Source organism: Mycolicibacterium vaccae NBRC 14118 = CIP 105934 (assembly GCF_001552715.1).
Classification (GTDB): Bacteria; Actinomycetota; Actinomycetes; order Mycobacteriales; family Mycobacteriaceae; genus Mycobacterium; species Mycobacterium vaccae.
Genome location: NZ_BCRS01000023.1, coordinates 14,609 through 38,758, shown reverse-complemented (window position 1 = coordinate 38,758; position 24,150 = coordinate 14,609). Strand labels below are relative to the sequence as shown.

Here is a 24,150-nt window from a genome sequence, read left to right as displayed (position 1 = left end):
GCCGAATCCGTGAAATCGTTGAACATCGCGCAGGAAGCGCGCGACGGCGCGGTGATCGTCTATGTCAGCGGCGAGGTGGACACCGGCACCGTGCAGCGTCTGGCCGCGGCGCTGCAGGCCGCGACCGCCGACGCGCTCGCCCATCCGTCGCGGGCACTGGTCGTCGAGCTCAACGAGGCCACCTACTTCGGCAGTGCCGGATTGAACGCGCTGCTCGACAGCGTCGAAACCGGTGGCGGCCGCGGCGTCACGGTCCGGGTGGTGGCCGCGAATGCCGAGGTGACCCGGCCCATCGAGGTCACCAAGCTCGACGACGTGCTGCGGCCCTACCCGACGGTGGCGGACGCACTGGCATCGAGCGAAGGCCTGTGATGAGTAGCGTGGACGGCGGGAATCCCTCGCGCTCAAGTCTTTTCGCCGACGGTGGCGAGGTCGGCCGCGACCACGCCGAGGTCGACTGGGCCGCGACGCCACTCGGTCCGCCGACCGGTTGGCCGCAGAGCCTGCGGACGGCGGTCAGCATCCTGCTGTCCTCACGGTTCCCGATGTGGATGGCGTGGGGGTCGGAGCTGACGTTCTTCTGCAACGACGCCTACCGGCGCGACACCCTGGGCCGCAAGTACCCGTGGGCGCTGGGACGCCCGGCCCGGGAGGTGTGGGCGGAGATCTGGGACGACATCGGCCCGCGGATCGAGCGGGTGCTGTCCACCGGTGAGGCGACGTGGGACACCGCTCTGCTGTTGTTCCTGCAGCGGTCGGGCTACGTGGAGGAGACCTACCACACCTTCTCCTACAGCCCGTTGCGCGACGACGACGCCCACGTGGTCGGGATGCTGTGCGTGGTCAGCGAGGACACCACACGGGTGATCGGTGAGCGGCGCATGGCGACCTTGCGCGATCTCGGATCCGATCCCAGCCTGGTGCGCGGCGAGGAGGACATCCTCAGCTTCGTCGACGAGCAGCTGGCCCAGAATCTGCGGGACCTGCCCTTCACGCTGACGTACCTGTTCGACGACGACGGGTCGGCGCGGTTGGCGGGCGCCAGCGGCATCGAGGTGGGACATCCCGCTGTGCCCGCACGCCTGGGCGCCGACGGCCTGACCCCAGACGACAGTCGGTGGCCGCTGGCCGAACTGGCGCGCGGCGACTCGGTTCTGGTCGATCTCGACCTGGCCGAGTACCCCGCGCTGCCGAGCGGGGCGTGGCGCGAGCCGCCGGTGCAGGCGCTGGTCGTCCCGTTGCTGCATCAGGGCGGGTCGCCCAGCGGCTTCCTGGTGGCCGCGCTGAACCGCTACCGGCTGTTGGACGAGGCCTACCGCGGTTTCGTCACGCTGGTGGCCGCCCACATCGCGGCGGGCATCGGCCTGGCACGCAGCTATCGCGCCCAGCAGCGCCGGGCCGAGGAACTCGCCGAGCTCGACCGGGCCAAAACCACCTTCTTCTCCAACATCAGCCACGAATTTCGTACCCCGCTGACCCTGATCCTGGACCCGGTCTCCGAGCTACGCCGCGCCGACGGCGTCGACGAGCGTGCGCGTCAGGAGTTGGACGTGGTGTGGCGCAACGGGTTTCGGCTGGCCAAACTGGTCAACACGCTGCTGGACTTCTCCCGGATCGAGGCGGGCCGCACCCAGGCCCTCTACCAGCCGGTGGACCTCGGCACCCTGACCGGCGAACTCGCCAGCGTCTTCCGCTCGGCGATGGAGCGCGCGGGGCTGGTGTTGGACGTCGACTGCGAACCGTTGGACGAACCCGTGTACGTCGATCGCGACATGTGGGAGAAGGTGATCTTCAACCTGTTGTCGAACGCGCTGAAGTTCACCTTCGACGGCACGGTGTCGGTCCGGGTGCGCAAGGACGGCCGCAACGCCGTCGTCGCGGTCGCCGACACCGGTTCCGGTGTGCCTGCCGCGGAGATGCCGCGGCTGTTCGAACGCTTTCACCGCATCGAGAACGCGAGGGCGCGCTCGCACGAGGGGAGCGGTATCGGGCTCGCTCTGGTCAAGGAGTTGATCGGGCTGCACGGCGGCACGATCGGCGCGCAGAGTGTCGAAGGCCGCGGAACGACGTTCACGATCCGGCTGCCGCTCGGCGCCGCGCACCTACCCGGGGACGCGCTCGCCCCGGCCGGGGAGAACCGGGCCAAAGCGGGCACGGCGGACGCCTATGTCGAAGAGGCGCTGCGCTGGATCCCCGGCGAGCACGATCGCGACTCTGAGTCATTCGGCACGCCAACAAGATTCGCGACCACTGCCACCGTCGGGTCCGCGACACCGACACGGGTGTTGATCGCCGACGACAACGCCGACATGCGCGAGTATCTGAGCCGGCTGCTGCATGCCGACGGCTACCAGGTGGAGGCGGTCGTCGACGGGGTCGAGGCGTTGGAGAGGATCCAAGCCGACCCGCCCGACATCGTGATCAGCGATGTGATGATGCCGCGCCTCGACGGGCTGGGCTTGGTGGCCGAGCTGCGCGCCGACCGGCGCACCGCGGCACTGCCGGTGCTGCTGCTCTCGGCCCGCGCCGGCCAGGAGGCGTCGATCAGCGGCCTGCGCGCCGGCGCCGACGACTACCTGGTCAAACCGTTCGCCGCGGCGGAGTTGCTGGCGCGGGTGCGCACGAGTGTCGAACTCTCCCGGCTGCGTGCGCACCACGCCCGCTGGCGCTCGGCGCTGGTCGACTCGTTGCAGGAGGCCTTCTTCATCTGCGACGACGAGGGCACCGTCATCGAGATCAACCCCGCCTTCGGCGACATCCTCGGGTTCGACGCCGCCGGTCTTCCGTACCGGCCCGTGCACCCGTGGTGGCCGTCGGCCGAGCATGATCCCGAAGCGCACCGGCGGACCAGGGAGGCGTTCGACAGAGTGCTGTCGGAGCCGCACGGCAGCATCGGCGCGGTACCGGTGACCCACCGCGACGGGCACCGGTTGTGGATGGCGGTCACCTTCGCCCGCACCGAGGATCCGGAGACCGGCCGTGACGTCGTGGTCGGAACTCTGCGCGACGTCAGCGCCGAGCACTACATCGTGCAGCGTGAGACCGCGCTGGCCTCACTGCATCAGCAGCTCTCGCAGGCCGACACGCTCGACGACGCCGTGCTGGCGGCCGCCGAGGAGTTCGCGGCAGTGTGGGGTGCGCGGCGCGTGCTGGCCGCCATCTGGCCTGATGACGAGGACCGTGACGACTCCGGGCAGCCGCACCTGAGATGCGTCGGGGAGCCGGCCGGCTGGGGTGACCTGTCACCGCAGACCCGCGCGGCGATCACCGCGCTGCGGGACGGCCAGTTGCTCGACCCGGACACCTCGGCCGCCGGCGCGGCGGGGGTGGCATTGCGGCATCCGCGGGGCGTGCTCGTGATGTACATCGAGCTGTTCGAGCACCGGCGGTTCACCACGGACGATCACACGCTGCTCACGGTGTTGGCGGGCCGGCTGGGGCAGGGGTTGCAACGCGTGCACCAGATCGATCAGCAGCGCGAGACGGCGCTGGCCCTGCAACACGCGATCCTCGGTCCTGCGCTGTCCAGCGGTTTCGCCGTGCGGTACCAGCCGGCGACCAGCCCGTTGCAGGTCGGCGGCGACTGGTACGACGTCGTCGACCTCGACGACGGCAAGATCGGACTGATCGTCGGCGACTGCGTCGGGCACGGCCTCACCGCCGCCACGATCATGGGTCAGCTGCGCAGCGCCTGCCGCGCGCTGCTGCTGGAACATCCGAGCCCGGCGGCGGCGCTGTCGGCGCTGGACCGATTCGCGGCACGGTTGCCGGGGGCGCGGTGCACGACGGCTTTCTGCGCGGTGCTGGATCCGCAGAACGGCGAGTTGGTGTACTCGTGCGCGGGTCACCCGCCCCCGATCCTGGTCACCGCGGACCGTTCCACCCGGCTGCTGGAGGGTGCACGCGCGACGCCGCTGGGGCTCAAGAACCCGCCCCACCGCACCGAGGCCCGGGAGACCATGCCGCCCCGGGCCACCCTGCTGCTCTACACCGACGGTCTGATCGAACGCAGGCGCGAGTCGATCGACGACGGCATCGCCCGCGCGACCGACGTGGTGCAGCGCAACCGGGCGACCGCGCTGGACGAGCTGGCCAATGTGATCATGTCGCGGCTCGCGCCGACCGACGGCTACCAGGACGACGTGGCGCTGCTGCTCTACCGCCAGCCCGCGCCGCTCGATCTCGAGTTCCCCGCCGATGTGGCGGAGCTGGCCGGCAGCCGGGCCGTGCTGCGGGACTGGCTGACCGCCGTCGGGGTCTCGCAGGAACAGTCGCTGGATGTGCTGATCGCCGTGGGGGAGGCGCTGGCCAATTCCATCGAGCACGGCCATCGCGACCGTCCGGACGGGACAGTCCGGCTGTGTGCCACCGCGCTGCCCGACACCGTGTTCGTGACCATCGCCGACTCCGGGACGTGGAAGCCGCGCGCGGAGGTGCCGGCACTGCACCGGGGTAGGGGCATCGCCTTGATGGAGGCCTTGATGCAGGATGTCACCATCGACTCCCAGCGCACGGGCACCACCGTGCGCATGAACGCCAGGATCCACTGATGCCCACCCCGCTGAGCCTGCACACCGACCGTCAGGAGGACGGCTCGTCGGTGCTGACCGCTGTCGGCGAGCTGGACATGAGCAACATCGCCGCGTTCTCCGAGGCCGTCGGGGCCGCGGTCGGGTCCGACGGGCAGGCCCTGCTCGTCGACCTGAGCGCTGTGGACTACCTCGACAGCGGCGCCATCAACGTGCTGTTCGACTACGCCGAATCGATCGAGCTGCTGGTGAATCCGGTCCTGTTGCCGGTGCTGACGGTGAGCGGGCTGACCAGGGTGACGATCGTCAAGCCGGCCGGCGGATAGGCGCGCCCTACCGGGCCTCGCCCTCGCGTTGCGCCCTGGCGCGCCGCTTCCCTTCGTGCATCGCCGCCACCCGTGCGACCGGGATCGTCCGGCCGTGCTCGATCAGTTCGTTCGGCAGTCGTTGCGGCGCCGGCATCGCGTCGGCCCACGGGTCGCGCCCGGCCAGCACGGCCGCGGCGGTGTGCACCGTGAAATCGGACGGGTGCACCCGCTCCAGCTCAGACCAGGACACCGGGAAGGACACCGGCGTGCCGGGACGCAACCGCGGGCTGTAGGCCGCGGCCACGGTGGCCCCGCCCGCACGGGTGGCGTCGACGAACACCTTGTCCTCACGGTCGGAGACGATGAACGCGGTGGTGGCGATCGACGGATCCAGCGCCTCGGCGCGCGCGGCCATTGCGCGCGTGGCGGCTGCGACGTCGTCGACGGGAGCGGTGTCGTCGATCGGGACGAAGATGTGCAGGCCGCGGGAGCCGCTGGTCTTCACCGCACCCGCCAGCCCGCTGTCGGACAGGGCCTGCCGAACCAGGTGGGCCACCGCCACCACCGCGGCGAAATCGGCGCCGTCGGGTGGGTCGAGATCGAGGATCAGGTGGGTCGGTCGGTAGATGTCGTCGGCAGGCCCGAGCGCGGGGTGGTACTCGACGGCGCGCTGATTGGCCAGCCACAGCAGGGTGCGGCGGTCGTCGCAGACGGCGTAGCGGATCTCGCGCTTGGACGCCTCGGCCCAGATCGGCACCGTGCGCACCCAGTCCGGGGTGTACTTGGGCACGTTCTTCTGCATGAACGGGGCCCGGCCCCGAAGCGCCCGCAGCACCGTCAGCGGTCGGCCGGCGAGCACCGGCAGGATGCGGTCCGCGACGGCGTCCAGATAGTCGACGAGGTCGCGTTTGGTGGCGCCCGCATCGTCGGACAGCGGCTGGTCGAGGTTGGTCAGCTCGACCCCCGCGCGCTCCCCGTCGCTCGCCATCGGTCCAGCCTAGAGGCGCAGCGCCCAAACGGCATTCAAATCCGCTGCCGGGATGTGCTTTCGCGGATCGATGCCGTGTCCGGTTCCCCGCCAGCGGTTCTCGTCAGTCGTGGGGCAGGAACGAGAAGCGCTCCCGCAACTCCGCGGGATCGAGGCCGAAGTCGTGCGGCGTGTAGCGGTGGCCGCCGTGCCCATCCCCGGGGTGGACGCGGTGGTAGTCGGCGACGAAGCGCTTGAGGTCCGTCGGCGGCGGCATGTCCGCCGCGGCGTAGATCGTCGCCAGCACGGCTTCGGGTCGGTCGACGAGATCGCGGTAGGCGACGTCGACGAGGGTGACCTGCTCGCGGCGCGGCGACGACCGGAACGCGGCGGCGCGTCGGAACCAGCGTTCGCTCTGCTCGATCTGCCTGCGGCCGACATCGAGCGGATCCACGGTGTCGCTGTAGGTCGACTGGTACACGGCGAACAGGCTGGCCCCGGACGCGATCGTGGTGACGATGTCCCGGTGGATCTGGATCACCACGGCGCCCGGAAATGTCGAAGCGACGTGGTCGAGTTCGGCGGTGTGGGCCGGCGCCTTGAGCGCGAACCGCCGGTGGTCGCCGAGTTCGAGCAGTTGAAGGATCTCCCGGTACCGGGCATAGGATTCGGCGAAGTCCTCGACGCCGAGCCAGTCGGCGTACGACGGCACCCGGAACATCGACGTGAACCCCCAGTTGCGCATATCGGTGCCCATCGCCAGCACGCATTCCTCCGGGAGGTCGGGTCCCGACGGATGGACGACCGCCATGGCGGGGTTGAGGGTGTGCAGCATCGAGGTCCGGGCCGCGGTCACCTTCTTCGGCTCCTGCGGTGCCGACTTCGTGAACGCCCACGGCGCAACGAGTTCCGCGGGCAGGGGAGCGTGCAGTCGCGGATCGCTTCCGAGCAGCCGGAACAGGAACGTGGTGCCGGTCCGCCAGCCGCCGGTGATGACGATGGGGGAGCGGACCGCGTTGTCGCCTGCGTCCGGGTGGTGCAGGTGGCACCGGCGGATCGTCGCACCGGCGGTGAGCCTGCCCAGCGCGGTGGCCATCGCCGTGCGGATTCCGACGGCGTTGAGCCGGCCCTCGTGCTGCGCCGAGGCCAGAAACATCTCCAGGCCTTCTCGCCAGCCGGCCGCGAACTCCTCAGGTGCCACCTCGCCGCGTGCGGCGATGCGGTCGAGGACGGACTCGGGGTCGAGCGTGTAGCGGTGGGGCCGGTCGATTCGGTCCTGCTCTGCGGCGCAGTAGATCTCGCGCGCGGCTGCCGAGCGAGGGGGCGGTTGCCAGCTCACGTCGGCCCGAGGTCGGCGATCGGTACGCTGCGCACCGAGGGAAGTTCGGGAGTGCCGCAAGGCTGCAGGAAGCGCATGACGAACACCCCGAAATTCCGGCCCTCGGTGTCGAGCCAGTCGTATCCGGCGATGCCGGGATCCCGGGCGGCCAGGACGAAACGGTATGCGCCGCCGGCGGTGTGGGCGCCGGCGCCGGTCCGGGACACCGTCCGGTGCCGGTAGTCGAGCGAATTCAGGAACCTGCTGTACAGCACGATGTTCCAGTGCCGGCAGTCCACCAGCGGGCCTTCCACCACCAGTGCCTCACCGGGGCCCAGTTCCCATGCGCCGCGCAGGTAGTGGATACCCGGCTCGGTGAAGGCCGCACCGCCCGTCATCGCCGACCAGTGCCGAACAGAGTTGGGCGACTTGATGTCCCGCGCCGTCGACAACTCGAACACCGCCGGCACCTGCGCGAGAACCTTTCCCAGCTTCGCCAGGTCACGGGCGAACTCCGCAGCATCGGGCACCGGTACACGGTCGGGTGCCCCGCAGCGGGTGATCCGGCAGTCGCCTTCGTCGGCGGGTCGGGACCGGTCATGGACGTAGCGGACCCACACCGAGGTCGCCTCGGCAGGCAGGTGCAGGTGCGACGGTGACGGGCGCCGGTCGGGGGACAGCGTCAGGGTAAACTCGCCATCGTCGTCGACGTCGAGTCCGTCGGAGTCGATGCGTGCCACCGCCGCCGCGTCGGCCACCCCGCGTCCGGTGTAGACCGTGATCGACTGGTAGACCGAGTCGCCGATGTTGCCGGCGAGCCGGTACTCGTGCCGGCCGGAGATGTCGGCGATCCAGTACCGGTAATCGGGGTTGTCCAGAAAGAACTTCTGCCGCCAACCGTTGAACGGCACCAGCTCCGGCGCCTCCGGGTCGGTCTCGAAGCGGCCGAACAGATTGTTCGCCGCACGCAGCAGCGCACGGTAGCCGTCGGCGCGCTCCTGCGGGTCGAGGGCGGCGGTGGATTCCTCGAGGTGCCGCCCTGCGCTCGCCAGGCCGTCCACCAGGCTCGCCCACGCCTCGGCGGTCACCGGGCGCTCACGTCCTGACGGTGCCCGGCGCCTTCCAGCATGGGAAACGAGTGTTCTCGACGGAGCCGGAGGTGTCAACGACGTCGCGCTGACTCCGGTTCCGCGCAGCGATTGCGAGATTCTGGTCCAGACACCGTGTTCGGGGCATAACGTCTGCATGCAATGGACCGGAGCTCAGCAACGGAGCCGGGCAACCCGCCGACGGTGGTTGCCACGCCGCCTGCGGCGCTCCAGGTCGACGATCAGGAGAAGCCGGGCCGCGAGCTGTCCGGCTGGACCCGGCGGCTGGTCGCCGGTGTGGCGTTCGCGGTGGCGCTGCTGACCATCGGGCAGGTCTTCCGGCCGCTGTCGCAGGGCAGCCAGTACTACCTGATCGTGTTCCTGGCCGGCTCCCTGCCGTTGGTGTACCTGGTCTACCGGTCCGGCTGGGGCGGACGGCTCGACCCGCGGGACCGGCCGGGGGCACTCGACTGGGCGCTGGCCGCGGTCACGCTGCTGGTCTGCCTGTATCCGATCCTTCCGGTCCGGATCGGCGCCGGCGGCGGCGGGTACAACGCGTTCCTCGATCGGCAGGGCATGCTCGTGCCCACCGACATCGCAATGGGCGCCCTGCTGCTGATCCTCATCCTCGAGGCCTGCCGCAGGACCACCGGGTGGGCGCTGCCGGTCGTGTGCGGCCTGTTCCTGGCTTACGGCTATTACGGCGGGCTGCTGCCTCAGGGGTGGGCGATCGGCCACGCGGGTCTGGATTTCGACCAGATCGTCGACGCGCTGTACAACTCGGGCAGCGGGTTCTTCGGCACCCCACTCGATGTGGCGGCCACCTACATCGTGCTGTTCACCATCTACGGCGCCGTGCTCGAACTGTCCGGCGGCGCCAAGTTCTTCGTCGACCTGTCGGTCGCGGCGTTCCGGCGCTCGCGCAGCGCCGCGGGCCGCACCACCGTCGCTTCGGGGCTTCTGCTCGGCACCGTCTCCGGTTCGGGCACCGCGACCGCGGTCACCGTCGGGGCGATCACCTGGCCGATCATGAGGCGCGCCGGCTATACCCCCGAACGTGCCGGCGGTGTGCTCGCCGCGGCGGGGGTCGGCGCGCTGCTGTCGCCGCCCACGTTGGGAGCGGCGGCGTTCATCGTCGCCGAGTACCTCGAGGTCTCCTACCTGACAGTGCTCGGGTGGGCGATGATCCCGACCGTCCTGTACTACCTGGGCATCCTGCTGGCCGTCGAGATCGATGCCCGCCGCTTCGGCATGAAACCGGCGCACCTCGGTACCGAATCCGCGTGGAAGTTGTTGGGCCGGTTCGGGTATCACTTCGCATCGATGATCGCCATCGTGGTGTTTCTGGCGATGGGGATGTCGGCCACCAGGGCGGTGGTCTACGCGACCGTGCTGGCGTTCGTGCTGAGCTTCCTCGACCGGCGGGGCCGGTTGACCCCGCGCCGTCTCTTCGAGGCGTTGAGCACCGGGGTCCGCGGGGTGCTTCCGGTCGTCGCGGTCTGCGCCGCCGCCGGCGTCATCACCGCGATGACGACGAAAACCGGTCTCGGATCCCAGTTCTCATCAGTTCTGGTGGGCGGGGTGGACTCGCTCAGCGACAACCGGACCGTGATCCTGGCGCTGACGGCTGTCTTCGCCGCGGTGGCGCTGGCCCTTCTCGGGCTCGCGATACCGGTGACGGCGTCGTTCGTGATCGGTTGGGTCATCATCGGGCCCGCCCTGCTCGCGCTCGACGTGCCCGCGCCGGCGGCCGCCATGTTCGTCTTCTACTACTCGGTGCTCTCCGAGGTCACCCCGCCGACCGCACTGGCGGCCGTCGGCGCGTCGGCGGTCACCGGTGGTCAGGCGATCCCCACGATGTGGCAGGCACTGCGGTACGCCGCGCCGGCGTTCCTGGTGCCGATCGCGTTCGTGTTGACCACGCCGGGCGAATACCTGCTGGGGCGCGGTCCGGTGGTCGGTGTGCTGTGGGCCTCCGCCGCGGCGTGTGCCGGCATCGTGGCGCTGTCGTTCGCGGCGGGTGGCTGGGCCCTCGGAGTCGGTGCGCTGGGCCCGGTTGCGCGCTCGCTCAGCGCACTCGGCGCGCTGCTGCTGCTGTTCCTGCACCCCGTCACGATCGCGGCGGGGCTGGCGTGTCTGCTCGGTGCAGTCGCGCTGACCTTCATCACCGACAAGAGGAGACGGACATGAGACGTGCGACCAGGACCTTGGCCGCGCTCGCGGCAGTGGTGTGTGCCGCGACCGCGACGGCCGGTTGCGGCGGCCGCCAGGACACCCCCACCGCCGACTCCGGTGGCGAAATCACCTGCGAGGTCGGCGCGGACACCCGGGTCAGCATCGCGACGGGCAACTCGACGGGGGTGTACTTCTCGCTCGGCAACGCCTACGCCGAGCAGATCTCGGCGGCCACCGACGGCACGGTCAAGGCCACTGCCGCGGAGACCGGCGCCTCGGTGCAGAACATCCAGCAACTCGTCGGTGGCAGCTATCAGGTGGCCTTCTCGCTGGCCGACACCGCCGCCGACGCCGTCGAGGGCACGGGCAGCTTCGACGGGGAAAAGCAGCCCGTGCAGGCGATCTCACGTATCTACCCGAACTACACCCAGGTGATCGTGCGCACCGGCAGCGGCATCGCCTCGATCGCGGACATGCGCGGCAAGCGGGTCTCGACCGGCTCACCGGGGTCGGGCACCGAGGTCATCGCCAACCGGTTGCTGGAATCGGCCGGACTGGACCCGGCCGTCGATGTCGCCGCCCAGCGCCTCGATCTCACCAAGACCGTGGACGGCATGAAGGACGGCTCCATCGACGCGCTGTTCTGGTCCGGCGGTCTGCCCACGCCGGGGATCACCGATCTGCTCACCACCTCGCGAAACGAGGTGGTCTTCCTCGACATCACCCCGCAGCTGGCCAGGATGGCCGAGATCAGCCCCGCCTACGAGGAGGGGGTCATCCCCGCCGCGACCTACCAGCTGCCCGGCGACGTCAAGACCATCGTCGTGGCGAACATGCTGCTGGTGCGTGACGACCTGGACGCGAACCTGGCCTGCGTGCTGACCAGGACGCTGTTCGACAGGAAGCCGCAACTCGAGCAGGCGGTCGCCGCGGCCAAGGGCATCAGTCTGCAGACCGCGCGTGACACGGACCCGGTGCCGCTGAACCGCGGCGCCGTGCACGCGCTGGACCAGCTCGGTGCGGCGGGCTGAACCCGGTTACGCCTGCGCCGATTCCAGTAGGTGGCAGAGTCGTTCGCGGTGGAAGCGGGTGTCACCCGAGAGCAGCGCGTCCGTGCGTGCCCGCCTCAGGAACAGGTGCAGGTCGTGCTCCCAGGTGAAACCGAGGCCGCCGTGCAGTTGCAGCGCCTCCCCGGCGATCCGGCCCGCGGCGTCGGAGACATACGCCTTGGCGACGCTGACCGCACGGTCGGCGTCCAGTGGGTCGCCGTCGAGCGCCATCGCGGCGTGGTAGGCCGCGGCGGTACTGGCCTGCACCCAGATCCGCATGCCGGCGCACTTGTGTTTGACGGCCTGGAAGCTGCCGACGGGGCGGCCGAACTGGACCCGCTCCTTGACGTAGTCGACGGTCATCGCGAGCAGTCGTTGCCCGATGCCGACGAGTTCGGCGCACAACAGCACGGTGTGCAGACGCATCGATGCGGTGAGCGACTGTAGGGCCCGCTCGCCGGCCGCGCACAGTGCGGCGCCGTCGACCGCCACGTCGTCGAAAACGACGTCGCAGTAACTCCGGGTCACATCGAGGGTGCGTTGTCGGTCGATGCGCACCCCGGCGCTGTCCGCGGGCACCAGGAACCGGGCCGGCGCACCGTCGAGGACGGCGTCGACGAGCAGCAGGTGAGCCGCATCGGCGTCCTGTACCGACACCTTCGCGCCGTTGAGCAGGTAGCCGCCGTCGTGGCGACGCGCGACGGTGCCCATACCCACGCCCATCGCCCCCCAGGACTGGCCGAACTCCGCATAGGCCCACGCGGCGATCATCGACCCTTCGGAGATCGCCTGCAGCACCTTGTCTTTGTCGCCGACGTCCGACCGGCTCACCGCGTCCGCGGAGACGACGACGGGGATGAAGGGCGTGGCGGCCAGGCCGTACCCCAGTTCGACGGCCACGAGCGCCAGGTCGATGGGGCGTTGTCCGAGGCCGCCGTCGCTCTCGGCGATCCCCAGTGCGGACCAGCCGAGATCGGCGCCGCGGCCCCACAGTTCGGTGTCGAACCCGTCGGCGCCGTCGAGCAGGCCGCGGGCTCTGTCCACCGACGCGAGCTTGGTCAGCAGCGCACGGGTGGAATCGACCAACCCTCGTTGTTCCTCGGTGAGCTCGAAGTTCACAGGCCGCTCCTTAACTGGGAGGAGGTGATCGGGGTCGGGGCCGCGAAACCCTTCACAAAGATACAGGATACTGATTAAGCTCAATCAGGCTTGCGGGATCAGACAGCGGAGGACGCTTTGCAACTCACTCAGGACGCGGGACTGGGCGCACTGCGAGAACGTGTCCGCGATCTGGCGGCCCGCCACGCGCCGCCGAGGCAGGCCCGCACCGGTGTCCGCGCGCCCGAGCCGGACGAGGTGCCCGCGCTGCGGGAATGGACCGGGCTGTTGTTCGCCGAACAGTTGCTGGGAGTGAACTGGCCCGTCGAGTACGGCGGCCTGGCCGATCCGCATCCTCTCCACGAGTCGGTGGTCGCCGACGAGTTGGTCCGGGCGGCCGCGGCGGGCCCGGTGGGCGGCGGATTGCTTGCGGCAGGGGCGATCATCGCTTCGGGCAGCACCGAGCAGAAGGACTTCTTCCTGCCGCGGATCCGGTCGGGCGAGCACATCTGGTGTCAGCTGTTCAGCGAGCCCGACGCGGGCAGCGACCTCGCGAGTCTGCGCACGAGGGCCCGCCTGGACGGCGGCGAGTACGTCGTGGACGGGCAGAAGGTCTGGACGACCAACGGTCAGCACGCTGACTGGGGTTACCTGTTGGCCCGCACCGACGCCGACGCGCCCAAACACGCAGGCATCACCGCGTTCGCACTGGACATGAAGACGCCGGGCGTCACCGTGCGGCCGCTGCGGGAGATCACCGGCACCTCGGACTTCAACGAGGTCTTCCTGGACACCGTGCGCATCCCGGCCGACCGGGTCATCGGCGAGGTCAACCGGGGCTGGGCGGTGACCACCGCGAGCCTGGCGCACGAGCGTTCCAGCGCGGGAGGCGGTGCGTCGCTGTTCGGCGCACTGGACAGGCTCGTACGGCTGGCGACCGAGATCAGCCGTGACGGATGCCCCGCGATCGACCGCGACGACATCCGTCAGGCTATCGGCAAGCTGGCCGCCGACGTCCACGTCAACGCGCTGGTCTCGGCATTCGGCGACAGCAGGTCCCTGCACGGCACGGGCGACGTCGGCGACGCGCCGGTGTCGAAGATCCTGTTCAGCGAAATCAACCTGGCGCTGCACGAATTCGGATTCGAGCTGCAGGGCCATGACGGCATCCGGGTGGAGGGGGACCCGGGTGTGTGGGACGACGGATGGTGGCAGGACGGCTTCCTCTACGCACGTGCGTTCACCATCGCCGGCGGCACCAACGAGGTGCTGCGCAACGTGATCGCCGAGCGGGCACTGGGGCTGCCACGCGGATGACGGACACGGCCGGGACACCGGCCGTCGGCAGAAGTTGCGGACAGAAGTTGTGGACTCGGAGGACAGGCAATGCCGTTACAGGACTGGATGAAGATCATCTCGGTGGACGACCACGTCATCGAGCATCCCCAGGTGTGGCAGGACCGGTTGCCCGAGAGGTACCGCGAGACCGGGCCGCAGATCATCGAAACCGCTGAGGGCCACCATGTGTGGCGCTACGAAGGGCAACTTTATCCGCAGATCGGGCTCAACGCGGTCGCCGGCAAACCGCCGGCGGAGTACGGGATGGAGCCCGTCCGCTACGACCAGATGATCCCGGGGTGCTACGACCCCGCCGAACGGATCAAGGACATGGACATCGACGGCGTCCACGCCGCGCTGGCCTTCCCGTCCTTCCCGGGATTCGGTGGCGGCGTCTTCCAGCGCGCCCGGGACAAGGAGCTCGCGCTGGCGTGCGTGCGCGCCTGGAACGACTTCCAGATCGACGAATGGTGCGCAACGGCGCCGGACCGGTTGATTCCGTTGGGGATTCTGCCCACCTGGGATCCCGTGCGGGCTGCCGCCGAGGTCGAGCGGCTGGCGCGCCTCGGCACCAAGGCGGTGTCCTTTCCCGACAGCCCCGTCCCGCTGGGCCTGCCGTCCTTCCACGACCCGTCCCACTGGGAGGTGCTCTGGGATGCCCTCGAAGCCGCGGACATGCCGGTGTGTCTGCATTTCGGCTCTGGCGGCTACGTCCCGGGTTTCTCGTTCGCGGCCGGCTCCTACGACCCCAACGCGCCGTTCGCCGTGGCCATCGCGACGTTTTCGACGAACCTGATGTGGAGCACCGCCGACCTGGTGTTCTCCGGTGTGCTGCAACGACACCCGAACCTGAAGTTCATGCTGTCCGAAGGCGGAATCGGCTGGATTCCCTATCTGCTGGAGCGGCTGGACTACACCTGGGAGCGGCACCGGTGGTATCAGAAGATCAGCCGCACCGACCGGCCCTCGGACCTGTTCCGGAGGCACTTCTGGGGCTGCTTCATCGACGACGTGCACGGGATCGACGCCCGGGACACGATCGGCGTGGCGAACATCCTCGTCGAGGTCGACTACCCGCACTCCGATTCGAACTGGCCCAACAGCCGCAAGCGGATCGCCGAGAACCTTGTCTCGGTCAGCGACGACGACGTGCACCGTATCGTCGAACTCAATGCGCGTGCACTCCTGCACTTCGGGGAGGGCCGATGACCGAGCCGCGGCCCGAGACCGATGATTACGACCTGCTGACCTTCGGTGAGGTGGCGGCCAGGCTGGCAGAGGAGCTGGCCGAGGCCACCGGGCAGTTGGCGCGGGTTCGCGCCCGGACACCGTCGGACACCGACGAGATCGCCCGCATCGAGGGCCGGATCGAGTTGCTGCGGGAGAGCGGGGACCGCTACCGGCGGGAGCAGCAGACGAACGAGTCGTTCACCAGGCGGTTCGGCTCCCTGGCGGGCCCACCATCTGAGCAACGCCCCCGGTGGCGCTGAGAAGCGAGGACGGGGGACCGGGAGTCAATGGTGACAACACGGGACATGCCCTCACCGCTCGGTGAGGTCGGTGAGTGGACGAAGGGCTATGCCAGGCGGCATCCCGTAGCGTCGCTGGAAACCGTGGGCAGCCAGTGCATCCTGGGATTGCGTTCGCTGCAGTACCTGATCTTCGATATCGCCAGGTGGCGTTTTCCGTTCGGGGAGTTCATCCAGCAGGCATCCTTCATGGCATCGACCGCCATGTTGCCGACGATGTGTGTGGCCATTCCCATCGGCGTGACCCTGCAGATCCAGTTCGCGCTGCTGGCCGGCCAGGTCGGGGCGACGTCGCTGGCCGGTGCGGCCAGCGGGCTCGCGGTCATCCGTCAGGGCGCACCCCTGGTGGCCGCGCTGCTGATGGCCTCGGCGGTCGGGTCGGCGATCTGCGCCGACCTCGGCTCCCGGACGATCCGTGACGAGGTGGATGCCCTTGAGGTGATGGGGATCTCGGCGATCCGCAGGCTGGTGGTGCCGCGCCTGGCGGCCGCGATCGTGGTGGGTGTCGCGCTGACCGGGCTGGTGTGCTTCATCGGGTTCCTGGCGGGCTATCTGTTCAACACCTTCGCCCAGGACGGCGCGCCGGGCAGTTTCGTGACCACGTTCGCATCCTTCGCGACGGTCGGTGACCTGGTTCTGACGTTGATCAAGGCGGTGGTCTTCGGCGCGATCGTCGCGATCGTCGCGTGCGACAAAGGGTTGACCACCAAGGGCGGGCCTGCGGGCGTGGCGAACTCTGTCAACGCCACCGTGGTCGCCTCGATCCTGCTGCTGATGATCACCAACGTGGTGTTCACCCAGATGTATGTGCTGCTGTTCCCGAAGGTGGCTCTCTGATGGCGGCACCGTACTACCCGCGCGGGGTCCGGCCACTGGTGGTCGCGTCGACGGCGGTGGCCGGTGGCGGTATCCGCCTGGGCCACATGCTGACGTTCTTCATCCGCGCGGTGGCCGGGATCCCGGTGACGCTCACGCGCTACCGCAAGGCCTTCCTGACCATCCTGTCCGACGTCACCTGGGGCAACGGATCCATCGTGGTCGGCGGCGGGACGGCGTGGGTGATCATTCTGCTCGGCGCATCGGCCGGCGCGATCGTCGGCATCGAGGGGCTGCAGGCCCTGCACCTGCTCGGTATGGAACCCGCCGCGGGCCTGCTGTCCTCGACGGTGTCGACGCGCGAGTTGGCGCCTGTGATGGCGGCGCTGGCGTTCGCCGCGCAGGCGGGCTGCCGGTTCACCGCGCAGCTGGGCTCGATGCGCATCTCCGAGGAGATCGACGCGATGGAATCGCTGGCGATCCGGCCGATTCCATACCTGATCACCACCCGGCTGCTCGCGTCGGTGGTGGCGATCATCCCGCTCTACATCCTGTGTCTGCTGATCAACTACGCGGCGGTCCAGACCGTCGTCAGCGTCGCGGGCGGACTGTCGGCGGGCTCCTACGATCACTACTTCCGGTTGGTGCTCACCGGTTCAGACATCCTGTACTCGGTCTGCAAGGCGATCGTCTTCGTCACCATCACGACGACGATCCAGTGCTACTACGGCTATTTCGCCAGCGGCGGCCCGCAGGGAGTGGGTGTGGCCGCAGGCCGCGCGATGCGCGCCAGCATCTCGGTGATGATCATCGTGAACCTGCTTCTCACCATCGGCCTCTGGGGCATCGGTTCCGGCGCGAGGCTCGGTGGCTGAGATGGTGCAGAGGTTCGAGTCGGCGGCCAAGGAGGTCTCGCACCGGCAGCTGCTGCTGCGCGGAGTCGCGCTGCTGGTCGGCACGGCGCTGCTGGCCGCCGGGGCCGTCGCGAAGTCCGAGGGGATGTTCTCCGGCCACGTGCAGGTGCTCGCCCTGCTCGACGACGTCGGCGACGGTCTGCCGCAGGGTTCCGACGTCAAGTTCCGCGGAGCGCTCGTCGGCAGGGTCGACGGTGTGGAACCGGCGCTCGACGGCGGCACGAACACCGTCGCATTGACTCTCGATCCCCGCTTTGCACAGCACATCCCGGCGACGGTGACCGCCCGCGTAGTGCCCGGAAACGTGTTCGCGGTGTCGTCGATCCAGCTCGTCGACAACGGGCCGGCGCCCGCACTGCGCACCGGTTCGGAGATCGTGCAGGACCAGAGCCTGGCCACCGTCCAGTTCCAGACCGCGCTGACCAAGCTGCGCAACGTGCTCGGAGCGGCCGGCCGGCCCGGATCCGACGACAGCGTCGGTGTGCTCGCGGCGGTCGCCGAGGCCACCAGCGGCCGAGGTGACGAGCTGACCCATGCGGGCGGCGGCGCCAAGCGCATCGTCGACCAGCTCAACGACCTCATGGTGGACGACGGCACCGAGCCGACGCTGGCGGTGCTCTCGGATGCGTTGCAGGGCCTGCAGTCCTCGTCGCCGGAGCTCCTCGACGCCGTCCACCAGGCTGTGGTGCCGATGCGCACCGTCGCCGAGAAGCGCCGCGAGCTGGCGAACTTCCTGTCCGCCGGGCACACCGCGTTCGGCGCGATGGGCACGGCGTTCGAGAACCACACCGACCGGCTGATCGGGATCACCACCCAGCTGTCCCCGGTGCTCGGCGTGATCGCCGACGGCGGAGCCGAGTTCCCGGCCATCGTCACCCGGATCAACACCCTGTCCACCCGCTTCTTCGACGAGGTGTGGAATCCCGACAGGAACCACGGCACAGGGAAATTCATGTTGGTGTTCACCCCGAACCGGATGTACACCCGGCAGGACTGCCCGCGCTACGGCGAGCTCGAGGGTCCCAGCTGCACGACCGCGCCCGTCACCCAGGACGTGCCCGCGCTGGCGCCGATGACCGATCCGCGCAACTACCCACTGACCCCGACGCGGCCCGGCGGCAACGTCGGACCGGTGGGCAGCGCACAGGAGCGGGCAGCGATCGCCGAACTCCTCGGCCCCGAGCCCAATGCCGCGTCCGAAATCCTGCTCGGGCCGGTGGCCCGGGGCAACACCGTGCATGTCGTGCCGGAGCCCGCACCGGTCCCCGGCGCGGCCGCGCCGGCGCTGCCGCTGCTGCCGGCCGAGGCGCAGCCCGTCGCACCGGGAAGGGAGAACCCGTGAGTTACCGGCGCCCGCTGATCTGGGTATGCGTGTTCCTGTCGGTCTGCCTGGCGCTGATCTGGACGGTCTTCGTCACGCTGCAGCGCAACGTCGGTGGTGCCACCGAGTCCTACAGCGCGATGTTCACCGATGTGTCCGGCCTGAAGGTCGGCGACGAAGTCCGGATGGCAGGAGTCAAGGTCGGCCGCGTCGACGAGGTGGCCCTCGACGGCGACATGGCCAGGGTCGGGTTCCGCGTGCAGTCCGAACAGGTGCTCTACGGAAACACCAAGGCGTCCATCGTCTACCAGAACATCATCGGCCAGCGCTATGTCGGCCTGTCGCTCGGCGACCACTCCACCGACCCGAGCGAACCGGTTGTACTCCCCGCCGGCGCGGTGATCCCCGTCGAGCGCACCGAACCGTCGTTCGACATCTCGAACCTGCTCAACGGCTTCGAGCCGCTGTTCGCATTGCTCAACCCCGACCAGGTCGACAATCTCACGACGGCGATCGTGCGCTCCACCCAGGGCGACACCGGCGCGCTGACGATGTTGATCTCCGAAACCACCCGGCTGGCCCAGTCGTACTCCGGGACCGACCAGATCCTGGAGAGCGTGCTGGTCAACCTCAACTCCGTGGTGGGTTCGCTGGCCGAACGCGACGGCGACCTGAAGTCCACCATCGATTCCGCAGAGGCGGTGTTCGGCGGATTCGCCGCACGCCGAGAGGAATTCGTCACCTCGATGGATCAGGTGGGCATCGTCGGTGAGCGGCTGGCGAAGGTGATCACCGACGTGCAGCCCGACCTGCGCGAGTGGCTGGCCCGGGAACCCGGATTCGCCAAGCACTTCATGGACAACAAGCAGGCCTTCGCCTACATGGGATTCAACACCCCGCTGATGCTCAAGGGACTCGCCCGAATCAGCCAGGGCGGTACGTATCTGGACATCTACGCCTGTCATCTGACGGTCAGTCAGTTCCCGCGGATCGACAGTCTGATCGACGCGATCGTCCGGAACGCGACTCCCGGCGGCAAGATCCAGCAGAGCGCGAAATGCCGATGAGCGCCCCGGCGAGGCTCACGACGGTGTTCCGCACGCCGATCGAACACCACGGCACCCTGCGGTTGGGGATCATCTCGGTGCTGGTCATCGTGGTGACGCTGGGCGGGCTGCTCGGCGTGCAGCGCCTCGGCCTCGGCAAGACCACCTACGACGCGGATTTCGCGCAGGCGGCCGGACTGAGCGCCGGCGATCAGGTGACCGTGGCCGGCGTCCACGTCGGCTCGGTGAAGGGGCTTCGGCTGGCCGGGGACAAAGTGGTGGTCACGCTGGAGGTCGACAGGAACGTCCACCTCGGTGCGGCGAGCCGCGCCGGGATCAAGCTCACCACGCTGCTCGGCGCGCGGTACGTCGAGCTCAAGCCCGCCGGATCCGGCGAGCTGACCGACAAGCGCATCCCGCTGGCCAACACCGAGGTGCCCTACACCTTGCAGGACTCGCTGCAGGATGCCACGACGACGTTCGAAGCGGTGGACGCCGAGAAGATCGCCCAGTCGATGACCTCGCTGTCCGAGCAGCTGCAGGGCTCTCCGGAGATTCTGCCGCAGGCGCTGGACAACGTGGCGCATCTGTCCTCGGTCCTGGCCGGTCGTCGCGACGAGATCGGGGACCTGCTGCGCAGTACGCAGCAGATCGCCGAGTTGCTCGGTGGTCAGCAGCGCAGCCTCGCCACCCTGATGACCCAGGGCCGCGACGTGCTGACCGATCTGGCGGCCCGGAAGCAGATGATCGTCCGGCTCGTCGACGCCACGACCACACTGGTGAACCAGTTGCAGCCGGTGCTGGTCGGTGACCGCGCCCAGATGGACGCGCTGTTGACGAACCTCGACGGCATCCTGGCCTCGGTCGGCAAGAACGACGCGTTGTTCCGCAACACGCTGCAGATGATGCCCGTGCCGCTGCGCAACTTCACCAACGCCACCGGCAACGGCAACGAGTTCGACTTCTCCTCCTCGGGCGGCACGCTGATCGACTCGGTCATGTGCGCGTTGAGCGGTCGTGCCGAACAGTTCAACCTGCCGAACTACTTCGAGGACTGCCGATGACGGGGCGCACACTCGGCAAGGCGGCGGTCATCGTCGCGATGGCTCTCGGCGCGGGCGGATGCTCGGGCGGACCGTTGGCATCGGAGCAGGGCGGGATGGTCATCAGCGCCCAATTCGACAGCGCCAGCGGACTCTACGAGGGCAACGCGGTGTCCGTCCTCGGGATGCGGGTCGGCGAGGTGACCAGGATCGTCCCCACCGGTCAGTACGTCGACGTCACGATGCACATCGATCCCGGTGTCAAGATCCCGGCCGATGCACAGGCGGTGACCGTCTCGACCTCGATCCTGACCGACCGTCACATCGAGTTCACCCCGCCCTACCGGGGCGGGCCGACGCTGGCCGACCGCGACACCCTCAGCCTGGCCCGCACCCGCACCCCCGTCGAGTTCGACCGGGTGCTGGCGATGATCGACGAACTGGCCGTGCAACTGCAGGGCAACGGCCGCGGCGGCGGGCCGGTCGCCGACCTGGTGAGCGTCAGCGCCGCGATGACCAGCGGCAACGGCCCCCGCATCCGGGAATCCCTCGGCGAGTTGTCGACGGCGTTGACGCTGAGCCGGGACCGCGGCGCACCGACGGGGGACGCGATCACCACCATCGTCACCAACCTCGACAGCCTGACCAAGGCCGCGGCGGAGAACGACGCGACGATCAGGCAATTCGGTTCGGCGATCAGGCAACTCAGCGCGGTGCTGGCCGCCGAACAGCTGGGCAGCGGGTCCGCCGGCGCGCAGGTCAACCAGATCCTCTCCGGGACGGCTGATCTGCTGGAGACCAACAGGGAGTCGCTGAAGTCGACCGCGGCCAACACCGAGCTCGTCACCCGGGCACTGGCCGACTACCGCAGGGAACTCGGGGAGGCGTTCGACCTGGTGCCCACGCTGACCAACAACGTCTACAACATGATCGATCCCGAGAAGCAGGCCATCAGAGCGCATCCCGTGCTGGACAAGATCGAACTGAACACGCAGGCCACCAAGGAGATGTGCAACCTGCTGGGCATGAAACAGCTGGGCTGCTCCACCGGAACCATCCAGGACTTCGGTCCCGACTTCGGGATCACCAGCATGCTCGAGGGATTGGCGGGTCTGGGGCCGTGAACGTGGTGGGACGGGTTCGGCGGGCTCTGGCCGCCGCCGGTGCGCTGGGCGTGGCGGGAGCGCTGACGTCGTGTGCGGTGGGCCTGGACCGGCTTCCGCTGCCCGCGCCGTCGGCGGGCGCCAGCACGTACCCGATCAGTGCGACGTTCGCGAATGCGCAGAACCTGCCGTTCAAGGCCAAGGTGCGGCTGTCCGGCGCGGACGTGGGCGAGGTGGCTTCCATGGTGGCCCAGGACTACACGGCCGTGGTGCACATGCGGATCGCCTCCGACGTCCAGATCCCGGTCGGGACCAGGGCGGAGTTGCGTTCGGCCACGCCGCTCGGCGACATCTTCGTGTCCCTGAGTCCTCCGGCGGTGGGCGGCGACTGGAAGGCGCTGAACCCCGGCGACGTCATCCCACTGGACGCCACGGCGTCGGCGGCGTCGGTGGAGGAGGTGCTGAGCACCGCGGCGCTGCTCGTCAACGGCGGGGCGATACGCAATCTGACGAAGGTGGTCAACGGCATGGGCCGGGCCGTCGGCGGCAAGGGGGAGGACCTGGGTGAGTTCCTCGACGAGTCCACCCGGTTGATCCAGAACCTGTCCGAGCGCTCGGCGGTGGTCAAACGCGCGCTGACCCGGACCGGCGATCTGGCCGCCACCATGTCCGCCCGCCAGCAGTCCATCGACGAGGCGATCGCCGCGGCCGGCCCGGCGCTGGGCACCGTCGCCGACAACACCGGCCGCATCGTCGACCTGGTCGCGCAGGTCAACCGGATCACGTTGCAGCTGGCGAAATTGCCGTCCGTGCGGGGTGAGCCGTCGCGCAGCATGATCGCCGACCTGAACCGGTTGTCGGCCGAACTCAACGCCGCGTCGCTGGAACCCAATGCCTCACTGGAGCAGTTCAACTCGATGTTCGGGTCGGTGCTGAAGGTCACCAACGGCACGGCCGCGCACGTCGACATCGACCTGGCCGACCTGGCCATCGGCGGGTTCGCCGATCCCTACCATCCCGCCGACGCGGGCAGTCACGCGCCGACCAGGGAGGACTTCCGCAACATGGTCGGCAGTATCAGCTACGAGCTGATGATGCTGCGAAACAAGTTCTGGGGCGCCCCGACCGCGCCACCCGGCACGGTGCCCCCGCCCGACCTCGTCGGGCCTGCCCCGGGTTCGCTCACCCCCGCGCCGCCACCGCCGCCGCTGCTGCCGCCCACCACGAATCCGCCTGCCCCGGGCGGTGTCCCGTGAGCGTCCTGCGCGACACGGCCGAGTTCGTGCGCGCCAGGCGGCTGGGGCTGTCGGCCTGTGCGCTGGCGATGATGTTCGTGGTCGGCGTCGTCTACGTGTTGTTCGGGACGCTGCAACTTGATCCGACCAGGTCCGACACCCTGGTGCGCGTGCATCTCCCGGTGACGGGCGGCCTGTTGCCGGGCCAGGACGTGACGCTGCGCGGCGTACCGGTCGGCCGCGTCCGCTCGGTCGACATGACCTCCGACGGCGTCGTCGCGGTCGCGGCGATCCGCCCCGACGTGCAGATCCCCGCCGACACCCACGCGCGGGTCTCGGCCCTGTCGCCGGCCGGCGAGCAGTATCTCGACTTCCGCGCCGACCGCAACGACGGACCCTATCTCGCCGACGGTGACGAGATCGACAGGGACAGAACACAAACCCCGGTGACGTTGCCGACTTTGCTGGCCGACCTGGACGGGACCCTCCAGCAGATCGACACCGAGCAACTGTCCGCCGTGCTCGACGAGCTCCGGGTGGGACCGCAGGGCGGACAGAAGCTCGCCGCCATCCTGGACGGCGGCGCGTTCCTGGTGTCCACGCTCGACTCGGTGCTGCCGCAGACGGCGCGCCTGATCCGCAACAGCAAGGTGGTGCTCTCGACCGTGCACGACGTCAGCCCCGGGCTCGAGGCGACGGCGACGGATCTGGACTCGATCCTCGGCGGGGTGGAGCGGATGGACGGCGGCTACCGGACGCTGGTGGATACCGCGCCGACCGCGTTCTCCGGCATCGACGCTCTCATCGCCGACAACTCACCCACGATGGTCCAGCTGCTCGGCAACCTGACCACCGTCGCCCAGCAGTCCTACATCAGGGTGCCCGCACTGCAGGAGCTGTTCTTCCCCCAGTACCGCGCAGGGTCGGCGCTGGAGGCGGTGGCCAGCACGTTCCGCGACGGCGGCGTGTGGGGCGCGGTGAACCTGTATCCACGGCATTCGTGCGACTTCAACCTCCCGAAGTCACCGCCGACGGTCGGCGACTTCCCCGAGCCGTACCTGTACACCTATTGCCCCAACCCCGATCCGAAGTACCTGGTGCGGGGCGCGCGCAGCGTGCCGGTGCCGCCCGGCGCCGACACGGCCGGTCCGCCGCCGGGTGCGAACCCGCTGCAGCGGGCCGATCCGACCCCGACCGGCCCGCTCACGATTCCGACACCCTATGCGGGCCCGGACCTTCCGTTGCCGCCGCCACCGCGCGGACCCTGACCCCG

20 protein-coding genes are annotated in these 24,150 nt (G+C 69.3%); 16 read left to right on the top strand and 4 right to left on the bottom strand.

The genetic code is table 11. The features are described from left to right. Positions 1 to 9: 9 nt before the first annotated feature. From MVA01S_RS07045 to MVA01S_RS07035, 3 genes are read left to right on the top strand one after another with little or no spacing between them, the layout of a single operon-like run. Positions 10 to 372, top strand: a complete 363-nt coding sequence (locus tag MVA01S_RS07045; protein WP_003928928.1) for an STAS domain-containing protein — start codon at positions 10 to 12, stop codon at positions 370 to 372. Further along, positions 372 to 4,550, top strand: coding sequence for a SpoIIE family protein phosphatase (locus tag MVA01S_RS07040; protein ID WP_040540130.1), 4,179 nt, complete (start codon positions 372 to 374; stop codon positions 4,548 to 4,550). Before MVA01S_RS07045 ends, MVA01S_RS07040 begins: the two co-directional genes overlap by 1 nt. Continuing rightward, positions 4,550 to 4,855: an STAS domain-containing protein gene (locus MVA01S_RS07035; RefSeq protein WP_003928926.1), complete on the top strand. Its 306-nt coding sequence runs from the start codon at positions 4,550 to 4,552 to the stop codon at positions 4,853 to 4,855. The genes MVA01S_RS07040 and MVA01S_RS07035 overlap by 1 nt, the downstream gene beginning before the upstream one ends. Before the next feature lie 7 nt (positions 4,856 to 4,862). Here the strand turns inward: MVA01S_RS07035 and MVA01S_RS07030 are convergent, their stop codons facing one another. The 3 genes from MVA01S_RS07030 to MVA01S_RS07020 form a co-directional block, all read right to left on the bottom strand. Further along, a complete protein-coding gene (locus MVA01S_RS07030) occupies positions 4,863 to 5,825 on the bottom strand; it encodes a DNA polymerase domain-containing protein (RefSeq protein ID WP_003928925.1) in 963 nt (320 codons plus the stop codon). Positions 5,826 to 5,928: 103 nt separating this feature from the next. After that, positions 5,929 to 7,143, bottom strand: a complete 1,215-nt coding sequence (locus MVA01S_RS07025; RefSeq protein ID WP_003928924.1) for a sulfotransferase family protein — start codon at positions 7,141 to 7,143, stop codon at positions 5,929 to 5,931. Then, positions 7,140 to 8,210, bottom strand: a complete 1,071-nt coding sequence (locus MVA01S_RS07020) for a DUF1214 domain-containing protein (protein ID WP_003928923.1) — start codon at positions 8,208 to 8,210, stop codon at positions 7,140 to 7,142. The genes MVA01S_RS07025 and MVA01S_RS07020 overlap by 4 nt, the downstream gene beginning before the upstream one ends. A gap of 162 nt (positions 8,211 to 8,372) precedes the next feature. Here MVA01S_RS07020 and MVA01S_RS07015 point away from each other — a divergent pair, with 162 nt between their 5' ends. Together MVA01S_RS07015 and MVA01S_RS07010 are read left to right on the top strand one after the other, a co-directional pair. Next, positions 8,373 to 10,400 (top strand): TRAP transporter permease, encoded by a 2,028-nt coding sequence (locus tag MVA01S_RS07015; protein WP_003928922.1) that lies wholly within the window; start codon positions 8,373 to 8,375, stop codon positions 10,398 to 10,400. Beyond that, positions 10,397 to 11,416: a TAXI family TRAP transporter solute-binding subunit gene (locus MVA01S_RS07010; RefSeq protein WP_003928921.1), complete on the top strand. Its 1,020-nt coding sequence runs from the start codon at positions 10,397 to 10,399 to the stop codon at positions 11,414 to 11,416. Before MVA01S_RS07015 ends, MVA01S_RS07010 begins: the two co-directional genes overlap by 4 nt. Positions 11,417 to 11,422: 6 nt before the next feature. Here the strand turns inward: MVA01S_RS07010 and MVA01S_RS07005 are convergent, their stop codons facing one another. Further along, entirely contained in the window at positions 11,423 to 12,553 is a 1,131-nt protein-coding gene (locus MVA01S_RS07005) for an acyl-CoA dehydrogenase family protein (RefSeq protein WP_003928920.1), read from the bottom strand. A gap of 117 nt (positions 12,554 to 12,670) precedes the next feature. Here MVA01S_RS07005 and MVA01S_RS07000 point away from each other — a divergent pair, with 117 nt between their 5' ends. From MVA01S_RS07000 to MVA01S_RS06950, 11 genes are all read left to right on the top strand, one after another. Continuing rightward, positions 12,671 to 13,849, top strand: a complete 1,179-nt coding sequence (locus tag MVA01S_RS07000; protein ID WP_003928919.1) for an acyl-CoA dehydrogenase family protein — start codon at positions 12,671 to 12,673, stop codon at positions 13,847 to 13,849. Positions 13,850 to 13,918: 69 nt separating this feature from the next. Continuing rightward, complete coding sequence (locus MVA01S_RS06995; RefSeq protein ID WP_003928918.1) at positions 13,919 to 15,079, top strand: amidohydrolase family protein; 1,161 nt, start codon at positions 13,919 to 13,921, stop codon at positions 15,077 to 15,079. Beyond that, positions 15,076 to 15,360: a hypothetical protein gene (locus MVA01S_RS06990; protein ID WP_003928917.1), complete on the top strand. Its 285-nt coding sequence runs from the start codon at positions 15,076 to 15,078 to the stop codon at positions 15,358 to 15,360. The genes MVA01S_RS06995 and MVA01S_RS06990 overlap by 4 nt, the downstream gene beginning before the upstream one ends. Positions 15,361 to 15,405: 45 nt before the next feature. After that, positions 15,406 to 16,236, top strand: coding sequence for an MlaE family ABC transporter permease (locus MVA01S_RS06985; RefSeq protein ID WP_003928916.1), 831 nt, complete (start codon positions 15,406 to 15,408; stop codon positions 16,234 to 16,236). After that, positions 16,236 to 17,090, top strand: coding sequence for an ABC transporter permease (locus tag MVA01S_RS06980; protein ID WP_003928915.1), 855 nt, complete (start codon positions 16,236 to 16,238; stop codon positions 17,088 to 17,090). Before MVA01S_RS06985 ends, MVA01S_RS06980 begins: the two co-directional genes overlap by 1 nt. Before the next feature lies 1 nt (position 17,091). Continuing rightward, positions 17,092 to 18,471: an MlaD family protein gene (locus tag MVA01S_RS06975; RefSeq protein ID WP_040540127.1), complete on the top strand. Its 1,380-nt coding sequence runs from the start codon at positions 17,092 to 17,094 to the stop codon at positions 18,469 to 18,471. Next, positions 18,468 to 19,517: an MlaD family protein gene (locus MVA01S_RS06970; protein WP_003928913.1), complete on the top strand. Its 1,050-nt coding sequence runs from the start codon at positions 18,468 to 18,470 to the stop codon at positions 19,515 to 19,517. Before MVA01S_RS06975 ends, MVA01S_RS06970 begins: the two co-directional genes overlap by 4 nt. After that, entirely contained in the window at positions 19,514 to 20,560 is a 1,047-nt protein-coding gene (locus MVA01S_RS06965; protein WP_051015213.1) for an MCE family protein, read from the top strand. Before MVA01S_RS06970 ends, MVA01S_RS06965 begins: the two co-directional genes overlap by 4 nt. Continuing rightward, a complete protein-coding gene (locus MVA01S_RS06960) occupies positions 20,557 to 21,663 on the top strand; it encodes an MCE family protein (RefSeq protein WP_003928911.1) in 1,107 nt (368 codons plus the stop codon). Before MVA01S_RS06965 ends, MVA01S_RS06960 begins: the two co-directional genes overlap by 4 nt. Continuing rightward, entirely contained in the window at positions 21,660 to 22,898 is a 1,239-nt protein-coding gene (locus MVA01S_RS06955; protein ID WP_003928910.1) for an MlaD family protein, read from the top strand. Before MVA01S_RS06960 ends, MVA01S_RS06955 begins: the two co-directional genes overlap by 4 nt. Then, positions 22,895 to 24,145 (top strand): MlaD family protein, encoded by a 1,251-nt coding sequence (locus MVA01S_RS06950; protein WP_003928909.1) that lies wholly within the window; start codon positions 22,895 to 22,897, stop codon positions 24,143 to 24,145. The genes MVA01S_RS06955 and MVA01S_RS06950 overlap by 4 nt, the downstream gene beginning before the upstream one ends. Positions 24,146 to 24,150: the final 5 nt, after the last annotated feature.